The 15,330-nt window shown below is 59.6% G+C and carries 16 protein-coding genes; 10 read left to right on the top strand and 6 right to left on the bottom strand.

Going from position 1 to position 15,330, the window contains the following annotated elements:
• Positions 1 to 5: 5 nt before the first annotated feature.
• The 10 genes from K2L43_RS12540 (at position 6) to K2L43_RS12585 (ending at position 9,248) form a co-directional block, all read left to right on the top strand.
• A complete protein-coding gene (locus K2L43_RS12540; RefSeq protein WP_220637679.1) occupies positions 6 to 632 on the top strand; it encodes a MarR family winged helix-turn-helix transcriptional regulator in 627 nt (208 codons plus the stop codon).
• 31 nt (positions 633 to 663) lie between these two features.
• A complete protein-coding gene (locus tag K2L43_RS12545; RefSeq protein ID WP_220637680.1) occupies positions 664 to 1,734 on the top strand; it encodes a hypothetical protein in 1,071 nt (356 codons plus the stop codon).
• A gap of 8 nt (positions 1,735 to 1,742) precedes the next feature.
• Positions 1,743 to 2,963, top strand: coding sequence for an NAD(P)/FAD-dependent oxidoreductase (locus tag K2L43_RS12550; protein WP_220637681.1), 1,221 nt, complete (start codon positions 1,743 to 1,745; stop codon positions 2,961 to 2,963).
• 23 nt (positions 2,964 to 2,986) lie between these two features.
• On the top strand, positions 2,987 to 3,322 hold the full coding sequence (locus K2L43_RS12555) for a non-heme iron oxygenase ferredoxin subunit (protein ID WP_220637682.1): 336 nt from the start codon (positions 2,987 to 2,989) through the stop codon (positions 3,320 to 3,322).
• Positions 3,319 to 4,347, top strand: coding sequence for an amidohydrolase family protein (locus tag K2L43_RS12560; RefSeq protein WP_255580599.1), 1,029 nt, complete (start codon positions 3,319 to 3,321; stop codon positions 4,345 to 4,347). Before K2L43_RS12555 ends, K2L43_RS12560 begins: the two co-directional genes overlap by 4 nt.
• A gap of 38 nt (positions 4,348 to 4,385) precedes the next feature.
• Positions 4,386 to 5,177, top strand: a complete 792-nt coding sequence (locus K2L43_RS12565; protein WP_220637684.1) for a 2-keto-4-pentenoate hydratase — start codon at positions 4,386 to 4,388, stop codon at positions 5,175 to 5,177.
• An 11-nt stretch (positions 5,178 to 5,188) separates the two neighbouring features.
• Positions 5,189 to 6,130: an acetaldehyde dehydrogenase (acetylating) gene (locus tag K2L43_RS12570; protein WP_220637685.1), complete on the top strand. Its 942-nt coding sequence runs from the start codon at positions 5,189 to 5,191 to the stop codon at positions 6,128 to 6,130.
• Between the two features lie 13 nt (positions 6,131 to 6,143).
• A complete protein-coding gene (dmpG, locus tag K2L43_RS12575; protein ID WP_086911722.1) occupies positions 6,144 to 7,199 on the top strand; it encodes a 4-hydroxy-2-oxovalerate aldolase in 1,056 nt (351 codons plus the stop codon).
• Positions 7,200 to 7,308: 109 nt separating this feature from the next.
• Positions 7,309 to 7,650 (top strand): DUF4405 domain-containing protein, encoded by a 342-nt coding sequence (locus tag K2L43_RS12580; RefSeq protein ID WP_086911721.1) that lies wholly within the window; start codon positions 7,309 to 7,311, stop codon positions 7,648 to 7,650.
• Between the two features lie 5 nt (positions 7,651 to 7,655).
• Positions 7,656 to 9,248: a methyl-accepting chemotaxis protein gene (locus K2L43_RS12585; RefSeq protein WP_220637686.1), complete on the top strand. Its 1,593-nt coding sequence runs from the start codon at positions 7,656 to 7,658 to the stop codon at positions 9,246 to 9,248.
• Here K2L43_RS12585 and K2L43_RS19235 read toward each other — a convergent pair.
• From K2L43_RS19235 to K2L43_RS12615, 6 genes are all read right to left on the bottom strand, one after another.
• Positions 9,143 to 9,418 (bottom strand): transposase, encoded by a 276-nt coding sequence (locus K2L43_RS19235; protein WP_370632954.1) that lies wholly within the window; start codon positions 9,416 to 9,418, stop codon positions 9,143 to 9,145. The genes K2L43_RS12585 and K2L43_RS19235 overlap by 106 nt on opposite strands.
• Positions 9,419 to 9,479: 61 nt before the next feature.
• Entirely contained in the window at positions 9,480 to 10,316 is an 837-nt protein-coding gene (locus tag K2L43_RS12595) for an IS630 family transposase (protein ID WP_220639003.1), read from the bottom strand.
• A gap of 45 nt (positions 10,317 to 10,361) precedes the next feature.
• Complete coding sequence (locus K2L43_RS12600) at positions 10,362 to 10,598, bottom strand: helix-turn-helix domain-containing protein (protein WP_220637687.1); 237 nt, start codon at positions 10,596 to 10,598, stop codon at positions 10,362 to 10,364.
• A 90-nt stretch (positions 10,599 to 10,688) separates the two neighbouring features.
• Complete coding sequence (locus tag K2L43_RS12605) at positions 10,689 to 11,504, bottom strand: sulfite exporter TauE/SafE family protein (RefSeq protein ID WP_086913979.1); 816 nt, start codon at positions 11,502 to 11,504, stop codon at positions 10,689 to 10,691.
• A gap of 217 nt (positions 11,505 to 11,721) precedes the next feature.
• Positions 11,722 to 12,720, bottom strand: coding sequence for a dihydrodipicolinate synthase family protein (locus K2L43_RS12610; protein WP_013801321.1), 999 nt, complete (start codon positions 12,718 to 12,720; stop codon positions 11,722 to 11,724).
• A gap of 212 nt (positions 12,721 to 12,932) precedes the next feature.
• Positions 12,933 to 15,326 (bottom strand): RND family transporter, encoded by a 2,394-nt coding sequence (locus K2L43_RS12615; RefSeq protein ID WP_220637688.1) that lies wholly within the window; start codon positions 15,324 to 15,326, stop codon positions 12,933 to 12,935.
• Positions 15,327 to 15,330: the final 4 nt, after the last annotated feature.

The following is a 15,330-nucleotide window of genomic DNA, read 5'->3' on the forward strand; positions in this document are numbered from 1 at the left end:
GATTCATGAAACCAGCAACCAAGAGCTTGACGCGGCAAGCCGAGAAGGAGGGGATTCCCTTGCCTTACCTCAGTGAACAGGTCGCTGTTAGTGCGGCGCTGGACAAGCAGCTTGATGGCTCGGCGCTGTGGGTCTTGCTGGCGGTTTACCGGGCGTTTGCGGTGCTCGATCGCGATCAGTCCGATGAGCTCGACTCCATGGGCGTGTCACCGCTGCAGTTCAACATCCTCACCACGCTGCAGCGAGTGAAGCAGCCTGCCACCATGGGGGCTTTGGCGTCCATGCTGGTGGTCAAGCCCAACAACCTGTCGGGCAACATCAACACGCTGGCCGAGCGCGGCTTGGTGCGGAGGGAGCTCAACGTGTCGGACCAGCGCTCGCTGCTAGCGGTGCTCACCCCCGAGGGCGAAGCGTTTCTGGCCGAGCACCTGCCCGCCCACTGGCGTCGCATGGAGCACCTCATGGGTGGCCTGTCGCGTGAGCAGCGCCTGCAACTGGTGGCCTTGCTCAAGCAGATGGTGCTGTCCATTGATGCCGCGCAGCAGCCGACGAGCGTTCGCGAACGCGCAGGCAAGAAAGCCAAAAGATCACCTGAGCGGGCTGTATCGGACGCGCAGGCACCTCACAGGTAGATCACACAAGACCAACGACTGGAGACAACACATGGCAGAAATCCTAGGGCTGGGGCTGTCCCACTACCCCCCTTTTTCCACGCCCGATGCGCAGATGGCCAGCATCCTGCGCATGACGCTCAAAGACCCCGGCATACCGGCCGAGCGCAAGCTGGCCCAGAACTGGGCACCGGCGATGCAGGCCGAATGGGGCGACGATCAGGGCGTGGCGGCAGCCGCGGTTCACCGTGCGGCGTTGGTCGAGCAGTTCAGACGTGTGCGTGCAGCGCTCGACGATTTCAAGCCCGATGTGGTGTTGATCTGGGGCGACGACCAGTACGAGAACTTCAAGGAAGACATCATTCCGCCGTTCACGGTCTGTGCGTACGACGACATGGATCTCTACCCCTGGCGCCATGCGCAGGGCTCGTCGATGATGGCCAACGGCAAGCCCAATGCCTGGGGTGAAGGGCCAGACATGCACTACCGGCTCAAGGGCCGGCGCGACATCGGAAAGTACCTGACCTGCGGCCTGCTTGACGCCGGCTTCGACATGGCTTATGCCTACAAGCCGCTGCACCACGAGAGCCTGGCTCACGCCTTCGCCAACGCCATCCTCTATCTCGATTACGACCGCAAAGGCTGGGACTACCCGACCCTCACTGTGCCCATCAATTGCTACGGTCGCAAGGTTATTTCGGCCCGCGGCTTCCTCACCAACGTCGATGACAAGCTCGACCTTGACCCTCCGGGTCCATCGCCCGCGCGCTGCATGGACATGGGCGCGGCCACCGCACGCATCTTGCGTGACTCCCCTTGGCGTGTGGCATTGATCGCTTCGTCGAGCTGGTCCCACGCCTTCTTGTGCGACCGCACGTCACGTCTGTGTCCCGACACGCCCAGCGACCGCGTGCTTTACCGTGCGCTGGTGGAGCAGAACCACGGCGTCTGGCGTGGCAACACCACCGAAGACTTCGAGAACGCCGGCCAGCAGGAATTACTCAACTGGTGCCCGTTGCTGGGCGCCATGGGCGAACTTGGCGCATCCTTGTCGTGGAGCAACTTCGTGGAGACCCACGTGTTCAACTCCAACAAGGTATTTGCCATTTACCAGCCTGCCTGATGAGTGCCATGGAAACACATAACGACCGGGTGGTGATTGTGGGCGCAGGGCTGGCCGGCTTCGGTGTGGCCAGTGGCCTGCGCAAGCTCGGCCATGTCGGGCCTATCACGCTGCTTGGCGAAGAGGCCCATGCGCCCTACGACCGGCCGCCGCTGTCCAAGCAATTCCTGATCGACGGCGATGAGGCTGCATTGCGCCTCTCGCCCGAGCCCTTGCCAGAGGTGCAATTGCTCAGCGGCTGCCCGGCCGTGGCGCTGGACCTAGAGCAGCGCACGGTACAACTGCAGGATGGCCGGCGTCTGCCCTGGGACCGTCTGGTGCTTGCCACCGGCACGCGGCCACGCATGCTGCCCGCGTTGGCCACTTCGCCACGGGTGATGAGCCTGCGGACCCTGGATGATGCGCGCGCGTTGCGCCAGCGCCTGGGCGCCGCCACACGTCTGCTGGTGGTGGGCGGTGGTCCCATAGGGTTGGAGTTGGCCGCCACGGCGCAGCAACTGGGCTGTCACGCCACCGTAGTGGAGGCAGGGCCGCGCCTGATGGGGCGCAGTGCGCCCGCGCTGATTGCCGAGCACCTGCTGCAGCACCACCGCAGCCAGGGGGTTGACATCCACCTCGGCCGCACCGTCGTATCGGTGGACGACAACGGCCTCGCGCTGCTGGACGATGGCCAAGTCCTGCAGGCCGATGTCGTGGTAGTAGGTATAGGCGTGTTGGCTAACGACGGTTTGGCCGTGGCTGCTGGCATCGCCGCTGACGACGGCATCTTTGTCGATGGCTGGTGCCGCACCAATGTGGCTGGCGTGTTTGCCGTGGGCGACGTCACGCGTCAGGCCCATCCGCTGAGTGGGCGGGTGGAGCGCATGGAGACCTGGTCCAACGCCCAGGGCCAGGCCGCGGCATTGGCCGCTGCGCTGGTCGAGCCTGCAACTGCCAAGCCCTACGACGAAACGCCTTGGTACTGGTCCGATCAGGGCAGTCTGCGCCTACAGTGTGCTGGCCTGACAGAGGGCGACACCCATGCCCTGCGTGGCGACCCCGCCAGCGGCAGCTTCGTGCTGCTGCAATGGAAGGCGGGCCACTTGTGCGGTGTTGGTGCCATCAACGCCGCACGCGACTTCAACCTGCTGCGCCGCCTGCTTGCGGCCGGCAGCCCCCTGGCGCCCGAGGTGCTGGCCGCACCCGATGCCAACCTCAAGCAACTCGTTCAACAAGCCCAGTCGGCCTGAAGCCGGCCCGAAGGAGAAACCCCATGCACGCCACCGCCCTTTGCCCGCTCAACGATCTGTGCAATGGCACCATAGGCAGCGCTTTCCTAGAAGACGGTCGCCGCATTGCCATCTATCATGTCGACGGCAATGTCTATGCCACCGATGACCGCTGCACCCATGGCGACGCCTCGCTGGCCGATGAAGGCAGCCTGGAGGGCCATACGGTGGAGTGCGGCCTACACCTGGGCGCCTTCGATGTGAGGACCGGCGCGGCCACCTCTGCGCCCTGCGTGCATGCAATCAAGACCTACCCGGTGGAAGTGCGCGACGGCCAAGTCTGGCTGTCGGCCGAAGCAGCCGCGTGCGACGCCACGTGAGCGCGTGTGCCTGTGGACTGATCGACGCCCATACCCACTGGGTTCCAGATCATTTTCCGGCGTTTCTGGGTCGACGAAAGGGCGTGCCTTGGCCCTCCATGGCGCCGGCCGACTCGGCTTGCCAGCGGCATGTGATGATCGATGGACGCGTCTATCGAACCGTGCCCGATTCTTCTTGGGACGCGGAACGCCGCGAGGCCGACATGGCCCGCACCGCCGTAGCGCATCAGGTGGTTTCGCCCATGCCCGAGCTTCTGTCGTACTGGCTGCACGCCGACGATGCGCTGGCGCTGACGCGGTTCATGAACGATGAGCTCGCGCTGCTGGTGCAGGCGCGGCCGCAACGCTTCACCGGGTTGGGCGCGGTGCCATTGCAGGATGTGGATCTGGCCATGCGGGAACTCGATCGCCTGGTGTGCGACCTCGGCTTGGCCGGGGTGGAGGTGGGCAGCAATATCAATGGCAAACCGATCGGGCATCCCGATTTCGAACCTTTCTTTGCGGCTGCCGAATCGCTGGGCGCGGCCATTTTCGTGCATGCCCTGCGCCCCTGCGGCATGGACCGTTTGGTCGGGCCGCCGCTGCTTGAGCAGGTGCTGGCCTTTCCCGGCGAGGTGGGCCTGGCCGCGGCCTCGCTGATGACATCGGGCACCTTGCTGCGCCATCCCCGCCTGCGCGTGGCCTTCAGTCATGGCGGTGGCGCCTTGCCCATGATTCTGCCCCGCCTGCAACACGCCTGGGAGCACATGGCTCCTGTGCACCAGTGCATGGCTCAGTCGCCACGCGACCTTGCGCGGCAGATGTTCTACGACGACCTGGTGTACGACGGCGCGGCCATCGACTACCTGTTGGACGTCTACGGCCCCACGCAGGTGATGGCCGGTTCGGACTACCCCTTTGCCATCATGGACCGCGAGCCTGCCACACGCATTGCCGCGCTGGGGCTGGATGAAGCCACGCAACGCCAACTCCGACGTGACAATGCACTGCGCTGGCTGAGCATCGTCAAGCCCTGGGCAGAGTGACTGCCACGTATTCCAACGCACAGTTTAAAAAGGATGACATGAGTACACACAACAACCCTGCGATCACAGCAGCGGCGTCAGCACTGCTGCAGGCCAGAGTCACGCGCACGCCCATCGCCCCCATCAGCACCAGCCACGGCATTGCCGGACTGGACGTCGCCTACGCCGTGGCCGAACTCAATACCCAGGCGCAGCTGGCCGCAGGCCGGCGCATTGTCGGCATGAAGGTTGGCCTGACCTCCAAGGCCGTGCAGCAGCAGCTGGGCGTCGATCAACCCGACTTCGGCGTGCTGTTCGACGACATGGAAGTCTTGAGTGGCCAGGACGTACCCATGGCGCGCCTGCTGCAACCCAAGGTCGAAGCAGAAGTGGCTTTTGTCGTGGGCCGCGACCTCACCGGCCCGGCACCGAGCTACGCTGAATTCTTGGCCGCCGTGGCCTACGCGCTGCCCGCCATCGAGATCGTCGACAGCGCAATTGCCGACTGGAAGATCACGCTCGTTGACACCGTCGCCGACAACGCATCCTGCGGCTTGTACGTACTGGGAGACCAGCCGCTTTCTATGGGCCAAGTCTCGCTGGGCGAGCTGGGCATGACCATGACCAAGAACGGCCAGACCGTGTCGGTGGGTACCGGTGCGGCCTGCCTGGGCCACCCGCTGCGCGCGGCTTACTGGCTCGCCTGCACCATGGCTGAACGGGGCCAGGGCCTCAAGGTCGGTCAGGTCATTCTCTCTGGCGCTTTGGGCCCCATGGTGCCCGTGGTCGCAGGCGACGTGGTCCGGGCGCAGATCGGCGCGCTGGGCAGTGTTTCGTGCCGCATGGTTTGAAGGTAGAAAATATGAGCAAGAAACTCAAGGCTGCCATCATCGGCAGTGGCAACATCGGCACGGACTTGATGATCAAGATCCTGCGCCACGGCATTAACATTGAAATGGGAGCCATGGTCGGTATTGACCCGACCTCCGATGGTCTGGCACGCGCCGCCCGCATGGGTGTGGCCACCACCCACGATGGCGTAGAAGGTCTGACGCGCCTGCCCATCTTTGCCGACATCGACTTCGTGTTCGACGCCACCAGCGCCGGTGCCCATATCAAGAACGACGCTTTCTTGCGCAGCCTCAAGCCCGGCATCCGCATGATCGACCTGACGCCCGCAGCCATCGGCCCGTATTGCATCCCGATCGTCAATGGTGAAGACCACCTCGACGCATTGAACGTCAACATGGTCACCTGCGGCGGCCAGGCCACCATTCCGATGGTGGCAGCTGTCAACCGTGTTGCCAAAGTGCACTACGGCGAAATCGTCGCCTCCATCTCCAGCAAGAGCGCCGGCCCCGGCACGCGCGCCAACATCGACGAATTCACCGAAACCACCTCCAAGGCGATTGAAGTAGTGGGTGGCGCGTCCAAAGGCAAGGCCATCATCGTGCTGAACCCCGCTGAGCCGCCGCTCATCATGCGCGACACCGTCTACACCCTAAGTGACTTCGCTTCAGAAGACGCTATCGCCGAATCGGTCGAGCGCATGGCCGCCGCCGTCCAGGCCTACGTGCCCGGCTACCGCCTGAAACAAAAGGTGCAGTTCGACCGCATCGAGCCCAGCCACCCCATCAACATCCCCGGTGTCGGCCCCCGCATGAGCGGCTTGAAGACCTCCATCTTCCTGGAAGTCGAAGGTGCTGCCCACTACCTGCCCGCCTACGCCGGCAACCTGGACATCATGACCAGCGCCGGCCTGCGCACCGCCGAGCACATGGCTCTTCGCATGCTCGCCGCCTGAAGGAGAAACTGACATGGACAAAAAAATCTACATCTCCGACGTCACCCTGCGCGACGGCAGCCACGCCATCCGCCACCAGTACAGCGTCGAGCAAGCCAAGCAAATCGCCAAAGCTCTGGACGACGCCAAGGTGGACTCCATTGAAGTCGCCCACGGCGATGGCCTGCAAGGCGGCAGCTTCAACTACGGCTTCGGTGCCCACTCCGACGTCGAGTGGATCGAAGCCGTGGCCAGCGTCGTCAAGCATGCCAAAATCGCCACCCTGCTGCTTCCCGGCATCGGCACCGTCCACGACCTGAAGGCGGCCTATGACGCCGGCGCCCGCATCGTGCGTGTGGCAACCCACTGTACGGAGGCCGATGTCTCCAGACAGCACATCGAATATGCCCGCCACCTGGGTATGGAAGCCGTTGGCTTCCTGATGATGAGCCACATGCAGACCCCCAAGGGCCTGGCCGAACAGGCCAAGCTGATGGAGAGCTACGGCGCCACCGTCTGCTACGTTGTCGACTCCGGCGGCGCTCTGAGCATGAACGACGTGCGCGACCGTTTCCGCGCCTTCAAGGACACCTTGAAGCCCGAAACCCAGACCGGTATGCACGCCCACCACAACCTGAGCCTGGGTGTGGCCAACTCCATCGTCGCCGTCGAAGAAGGCTGTGACCGCGTGGACGCCAGCTTGGCCGGCATGGGCGCAGGAGCGGGCAACGCCCCGCTGGAAGTGTTCATTGCCGCCGCCACCCGCTTGGGTTGGAACCATGGCTGTGACTTGTACAAACTGATGGATGCGGCCGACGACACCGTGCGACCGCTGCAGGACCGCCCTGTGCGCGTGGACCGCGAGACACTGGCGCTGGGTTATGCGGGGGTCTACAGCAGCTTCCTGCGCCACTCAGAAGTGGCAGCGAAGAAGTACGGTCTGAAGGCGGTCGACATCTTGGTGGAACTGGGCCGGCGCCGCATGGTGGGCGGCCAGGAAGACATGATCGTCGACGTCGCATTGGACCTGCTCAAGGCGCAGGAGCATGAGCGCCAGCATGCCCAGCCGGTGATGAGCCAGGCGGGATGAAGACTGAGGCCCTGGTGGAAACGCTGGTCTACGCCAACCGCATCCTCTACGACAGCTAGTAGCCACCGTGTTACCCTCGTGTTTACTGTTAACCCCAGAGGACTTTCACATGTTAAGAAAACTATCCGCTATCGCACTGGCTGTATCTTTCCTGGCCATGGCAACATCCGGGCTATTGATGTTTGTCATTGAAAAACCCTCTTTCACCATCCAGATGCACCCTGTACATAAGCTGTTCGGCCTGGTCATGGTGGTGGCCGCCTCCATTCATATCTGGTTCAATTTTCGCGGTTTAAAGGCTCACTTGCAAAATCACAAAGCGGCGATCTTCGGCGGCGTGCTGGTGGTTGCCTTGGTGCTGCTCTACGCCGTTGCCATCAACAACAAACTACCGGACGACCTGGCACAGCAAATGGACTCAGCTGCAGCGGCAGCCGAACAGAAAAAATGATTCCAATGCAACATCCCCGCCTTGTTTGGCCGAAATTTTCGGCCCTGAACCATCTCAGCATTGCCATGCGCCTCCATATCGGCTTCGCACTGGTGCTGTTGCTGTTGGCCGTCATCGGCATGCTCGGCTGGTTCTATACGGGCGCGCTGGCGGCCCGCACACAGAATGTCGTTGACCTCGACTACCGACGTGCGGAAATCGTGAGCACGATGGAGAAGGCAGTATCGGACATGGCCTTGTCAGTGACCTCCATGTCGCTGAACGACGATCCTGAGGATATTGCCTACGAAGTAAAGCGTTTGGAGCAATCATCCAAAATTTACGAGGAACGCGTCAAGGAACTCGATGCGTCGATCCGTGAAGGCGACCAGACTATGGGACTTGCAACGCAGATCAAGACGCTGAATGAGACAAGCAGCGGGGCCCTGACAGCGATGAACCAAATCTCCTTGAAAGCCACGGCCGGTATCAGTCGTGAGCAGTTGGCCCAGTTCACGATCAACCAACTCCGTCCGTCACAGGACGCGTGGTTCCTCACGCTCGACAAGCTCAAGCAAAGCGTAAATTCCACGATGCATGAAGCGGCCCTCGAATCGAAGACCACGGCTCGGCAGGTGCGGACCGTCATGGCTGTGGCGGTAGGGGCCGCGCTGGTAGTCGGCTTGCTGGCAGCGGGACTCATTTCACGCAGTATTGCCCAACCACTGGCCCAGGCGGTAGTACTCGCACGCGCAGTAGCACAAGGCGACCTATCGGCATCGATGGTGACCACCCGGCGCGACGAGGTTGGTGCCTTGCTCGATGCCTTGACTGACATGCAGCGGGGTCTGCGGAGCATCGTCAGTGACATCCAGATGACGGCCGACAGCATCCACTTGGCTAGTAGTGAGATGGCAGGAGGCAATTCCGACCTATCGCACCGAGCCGAGCTGACCGCCACACGACTGCAACAAGCCACGGCTTCAATGCAGCAGTTGACAAGCGCAGTGTTACAAAGCGAGCAAGCAGCCTTGTCCGCAGACGACCTTGCGAGCGCCGCAGCGCAGGCTGCGCAGCGTGGTGGCGCAGTCATTCAGCAAGTGATCGGTAACATGGAGGCCATCGCCGATTCAAGCCGCAAGATCGCCAACATTACTGGCGTCATCGACAGCATCGCCTTCCAGACCAACCTGCTGGCATTGAACGCAGCCGTCGAGGCGGCACGGGCTGGCGAGCAAGGCAGAGGCTTTGCGGTAGTGGCCGCTGAAGTGCGCTCGTTGGCGCACCGTTCGGCCGTCGCAGCCAAAGAGATCAATGCACTGATCGGCGCCAGTGTCGAGAAGGTCGAGTCTGGCAGCAAATTAGTGAATAGCGCTGGCGCGACGATGGCGGACATCGTCGGTTCGGTACAGCGTGTGGCTGTCGTGATCAGTCAGATCACCGATGCGACGCGGCAGCAGAACGACGATATCCGCGATGTGAGTTTGGCACTCGAACAGGTGGAAACACTGACTCAGCAAAATGTCGCGCTGGTGGAGCAGAGTGCCGCAGCGGCGGGTCTGCTGTCGGAACAGGCCTCGCGTATGAATGCACTGAGTGGCACCTTCCGGCTAACGTAGCCCGCATTTGACCAGACAGCGCATACTTGTCCGCGCATCAACTCCGGTGTCTGGCTGATGTCGCTGCCGTTGGCCGCCGTCGTTGTCAAAGCGTGTACCAGCCCTGAGTCCTTATCCACGCCAATAGGCGCTTTCATGCCGAAATGCTTGGGTCCTGTTTTGCGGTCCATTTAGAACTTATCCGGGTGTTGGGGTCAGGTCTTGCATTGAAATATTAGCCGCTCTAGTACATCAACACGAAAGTTGAGAAACATAATTTCGACCCATCTTTTTGTCCGCATCCTGTCGAGTAAAGTGCCACTCGATAGTTCGCTCTTTCTCGTTGCGGGCTTGCTGCCAGGCAGCAACCTCGGATTCGAGTAATTCACGATTGGCAATGCGCCGATCCAGGCATTGGCGACTGAGAATGCCAATCTCGATTTCTGCCATGTTCAGCCAGCTCGCGTGCTTTGGGGTGTAGTGAAACTCCACCCGATGCAGGAGCTTGGCGGCCGCACGACTGCCCAGCACATCATCAAAGCACTTTCTAAAGTGCGAGTTCAGGTTATCGAGCACCAAGTGAATTCGTCGTGCCTTGGCGTATACGCCAGTGAGCAATTCTTTGATGAAGGCGACGAAGTCAACCTTTCCTCGTCGCTCGGTGACAGATACGATTCGCTGTCCCGCCTTGGGCTCGACAGCCACGAACAGATTGGTGGTGCCGTTGCGTACGTACTCGTAGCCATGCTTGGTTGGGCTGCTCGCCGCCATGGCCAATGGAGGTCGGCTATGGGCGATAAGTTGCAGGCTTTTCTCGTCGATGCAAATGACCGGCTCGGCTTTGGATATTGGTCGCGCGTACAGTTCGAGCAGGACATACATCCGAGCACGGTACTCCTCGGTCAACGCCCCAATGCACCACATTACCCGGTGCCAGGAACAAGAGAAATAGTTTTTTTGAGCATGCGTCGAACGGTTTCCCGGCTCACGGATTGCATGCCAGGCTCCTGGCGGGCGGCGCCGTTCGAGCTCGACCATGGTCCAGCGCTGGCGTCCCTTGGGCGGGGCTGAGCAGGCCAAGGCGATCACACGCGCCTCGGCGTTGGTGTCGTATTGGCGCGGGCGTCCTGAGCGTTACACGTCGAACACCGCCAGCTCCACCCCGCCTTGCAAGTAGGCGGCGCGAGCACGCCACACGGCGGTGCGGCCAATGCCAAGCACTGCCATGATCTCAGATTCGGGAATGTCGCGGTCCAGGCATGACAGCACATGGGCTCGATTGACCTCGCGCGCCTGATGCACCTCTTTGCTGCGAATGGCTTCGATCGTCGAGCGATCCTCCTCGCTCAAGTTCAGCTCCGTCTGACGCATGACCACTCCTCGTTATGCCGAATGGCGACATTCGTAGTGTAATCATGTGCCGTTATTTTCGTGTCAATGTACTAGGAGGCTCAGCCTCACTCAGGTGCTGAGACCCTTGTAGAGCATATAGGCCGCGAGTAAGTAAAAACTGCCGGCAAACACCAATTTGAGCTTGTCTACGGGAATGCTGTGTACCACCCGGGCGCCCAGCGGCGCGGCGAGGAAGCTGCACACGGCAATTATGCCCAACGCCGGCAACCAAATGTAGCCGAACGAGCCCACCGGCAAGTCCTGCACGTTTCGCCCGCCGATCACGTAGCCCAGCACGTTTGTAACGGCAATCGGAATTCCAAGCGCTGCAGAAGTGGCCACGGCGCTGTGAATCGCCACGTTGCACCGAGTCATGAAGGGCACGCTGATAGTGCCGCCGCCTACACCAACCAAGCCCGAAATAAAGCCAATAGCTCCGCCCGCCGCCAACTGACCCGCCGTACCAGGCATTTGGCGTCTGGGTTTGGTTTTTTTGTCAAGCAACATCTGTGTTGCCGAAAAAATCACGAACAGGCCGAAGAAAATGGCCAGGTAAGCGCCTTTGAGCAGCGCGAACACCCCCAAGCTGCCAATGAGGCTACCTACGACAATGCCGGGAGCCAGCCGTTTGACGATGTCCCAGCGCACGGCACCCCGTTTATTGTGGGCCCGAACGCTCGAAAGGGATGTAAAAATGATGATGGCCATGGAGGTTGCGATGGCCATTTTCACCGCCAAATCGGGCGACACACCGCGGCTTGACAAGATGATGGTGATGAACGGCACCAGCGTCATACCGCCACCAATGCCCAGCAAGCCCGCAAGAAAACCGGTACCGATGCCCAGTGCGGCAAGTTCAAGGATTAGCAGAGATTCGAGATTCATTTGTGGTTGACGTGTTTGGTAGGACTCGCCGCTGCAGCCCATTAAAAAGGGGTGACCCGGGTGCTGTTCGAAGCCGGAAAGACCGAAGACACTCGAACCTGAAGGATTCATGGCCGACATAGACATAAACCGCCGTTACAGTTAGCCTGGTGGCTGAAAGGACTCATGAAATCGAAGTGAAAGTCGATCGTCTTTGCCCTTTCTCTCAAGCATTCGACTATTTCCCCGAAGATTCCGTTTCAAGTTGCTTGTGCAATTCGGCCCACCGTTGCCCTGAGGCTTTCCAGGAGTCAAGATAGCTGGCTGGGCAGATGTCGTTATAAGGTGGGCGAACGGGGCCGGCGTTCATCCAGCCTGCAGCATCGATTCGGCCTTTTTCCAGCGCAACGTTGTAAATAGAAAAGGTCTTGAAGCTATCTTCGGGAAATGGCGCAGCTGTTTTCACAAGTCGACCCTGAAATGCGTGGGCATCGGTCCAGTCTTTGGTTCGCCGAGCTGCGATGACCTTGTCGCGAAGCGTCGTCGAAACCAATGGCCCGCACACGGTACCGCTGGACCAGAAGGCATCAACGAAGTCATCCATACGTGCCGCAGCATAGTATTGGTAGTCGAGCGGCAGCAGCTTCATGCGGTGCTTGGTCAGATGTAGATCCTGCAGCAGGAACTCGATACCGATATATTTCGCTGCAACGACTTGCCGAATCTCTGAAACCCGAGCCCAGAACGCGCGGGGAAAATCAAATTTGAAAGCCTCGGTATTCGCGTAGATAGCGATATTCATCTCTGGAACAGCTTCGGCGACATCTTTGTAGTACTGAACAGCCATATCAACGCAGGGATTGCACCACATTGGTATTCCCAACATTGTTCCGTCGGCCCCAATGGAGTGGGCGTACCTTGTCTGCTCGATCGTGTCGCGGGTATTAAGCGTTGTGGTGCCAACGAACACTGGAACCCTTCCTCTCGCGGTCTCCACGATGGTTTGCATGAAGACTTTCTTTTCCTCCCAGGTTAGCGATTCACACTCACCCAAAGTACCCATGCTCAGAATCCCGTTCGCGCCAGCCGCGATAAGGCCTTCAACGGCGCGGGCAGTCTCATCCAGATCAACGGTGTTAGTCGCACGCCAGTCACTCGCATCCGGTTTGGATGGTGTCGGAAGAATTGACCATACTCCATGAATATCCGATGCATTCAACAGTCCTGACTTACCCATAACTTATCCTTTGTATTTAAGAAAATTCTAAAAACCGCCACAAATAATATTCTCAGGCATCTTGCGAAAGCCCAAAGACATCAATCATCACATACTCATCTTGCCCGACCGACTGACGGTCGTTTTACCCCAACTCAATGAACCATCCGGGATTTGGCTTGACGTGAGGCGGACACTTCCAAGCCCGCGTCGTTAAACTTCAACGCCTTACGTCAATTGATGGGCTTCAAAACCATTGGTTTTAATAAAAAATGTGCGAGCGCGGGCAGCAACACCAGTGCTCCGATCATGTTGCCCACAAACATAAAGGCGAGCAAGAGTCCCATATCAGCCTGAAACTTGATGGGACTAACCACCCAGGTGACAACGCACAAGGCAAGCGTGACACCAGTCAGGAGTACAACCTTTCCCGTGAAGAGCAACGATTGGTAGTAAGCCTCGGAGAGGCTATCGCCAACCTTCAATCTCGCCAGAAGAATGCTCATGACGTAGAGCGCATAGTCCACCCCGATGCCCACCCCCAATGCGATCACGGGCAATGTAGCCACTTTCACACCAATGTTCAGCGCTACCATCAAAGCCTCGCACAGCACCGAGGTCAGAATCAGCGGCAACACAGCACACAGCACCGCACGCCAAGAGCGGAAGGTGATCGCACACAGAACGATCACCGCGCCGTAGACCCAAAACAGCATCTCGCGGTTCGCATCCCTGACGACAATGTTCGTCGCCGCATCAATGCCGGAATTGCCGGCGGCGAGAAGAAACTGGACTTGCTCAGTGTTGTTTTCTTTGGCAAAGCCCTCCACCTCGTTGACGAGGGAAGTTAGTGTGTCGGCTTTATGGTCCTTCAGGTAGGCCGTCAGCGTCAACAAGCTGCAGGTATCGTTGTAAAGGCCGCGGGGTGCCCCGGAAGTGATCGTGTTGAGCATCGACTGGCTGTTGATCAACTCATACCACTTGGTACTGCCTTCATTCAACCCTGCCAACACACGCCGACTCAGTAATGCCAAAGAGTTCGTGTCCTCCACCCCCGGCAAAGCACGCATTTTCCACTCCAGCGCATCAACCCGCATCAAGGTGTCATATTGGCTGCACTCGCCGTCTGGCGTCTTGACCATCACTGCAAAGGCATCGCTGCTGGCTCCATAGTGTGCGGTCATGTAAGTGTTGTCACGGTTATAGCGACTGTCGGCACGCAACTCAGGTGCACCAGACTCCAAATCGCCAATCTTCAAGCGCTGCGCAACCACGAGTCCCCCTGTACCAAGGAGCAGTGAGACCGCAACGACACCTGCCGCCCAGCGTCGCTGGGTGAACAAGTCCAACAGTCTCCATAACGGATGTCGTGCCCCGCCCCGCTGGTCCGCCAACTCTTCCTTCAGGCTGAGTTGAGCAGCTACTGGACTTACGCCCACATAACTCAGCAGTATCGGCAACAGTATCAGGTTGGTGAAGACCAATACTGCAACGCCAAGGCTGGCAATGAAAGCCATATCTCGGATCGCCTCAATATCGATCACCATCAAGACGCCGAAGCCAACGGCATCGCACAGCAGCGCAGTCAGTCCCGCAAGAAAAAGGCGCCTGAAAGTGTAGCGCGCAGCAACCAAGTTATTCGCACCACGCCCAATATCCTGCATGATGCCATTCATTTTCTGAGCACCATGACTCATGCCGATCGCAAAGACAAGGAACGGAACCAGCACGGAGTAGGGGTCCAACTCGTAGCCCAACAAGGGCATCAACCCCAGTTGCCACAGCACGGCAACCAGCGAACAACTGACAACCAGCACTGCACTGCGGACGCAACGCGTGTAGGCATAGAGCATGGCCGTCGTGATGAGCACGGCTGCGACGAAGAATCCTAGCATCTGCCAAATACCCTCGATCAGGTCACCCATGACCTTCGCGAATCCAGTGATGTGAATACTGATCCCATCACTCTGATATTTGACCCTGAGCTTCTCCAGCGCATCAGAAAAATCAGCGTAATCCAGTGGAACACCGTTCGCGTCTTTTGACAACAAGGGCAGATAGACGATTGAAGAACGTTGATCCAACGCGACCAGTTGACCGATCTCGTTGCTGCGCTCGATGTTCAAACGCACCGTGGCAAGGCTTGTAGGCGACCCGTCGTAGCCATCCGGGATGACTGGACCGCCATCCATGCCCTCCTCGGTGACGCCGACCCATCGCGTATTCGGAGTCCACAGCGACTTCATATTGCGCCTGTCAACGCCAGGGAGCAAAAAGGCCTCGTCGCTTAACTGCTGAAGTACCTTTAGATAGTTTGGGTCATAGATGGACTCACCTGTTGTGGCGACGGCGATGCGCACAGCGTTGCCAAGACCTCCCAGCTCTTGACGATGAGCGAAGAAGTTTTGGATGTAGGGATGGCTCCTGGGGATGATCTTCTCAAAGCTCGCGTTGAGACGCAGATTACTGGCACTCCAGCCGAGCACGACCGTCAGCACCGCGCAGAAAAGGAGGATCAGCTGGCGGTGATTGAAAAGAGCCCGTTCAATAACTGAACCTGACCGTGGATCGAAGTCGGTCAAAGGTGTTCGCTCATCCTTTGAGACTGCTTGGTTAACGACTGACATGAGG

The sequence above is a fragment of the Diaphorobacter sp. MNS-0 genome (assembly GCF_019602835.1).
GTDB lineage: Bacteria > Pseudomonadota > Gammaproteobacteria > Burkholderiales > Burkholderiaceae_C > Diaphorobacter > Diaphorobacter nitroreducens.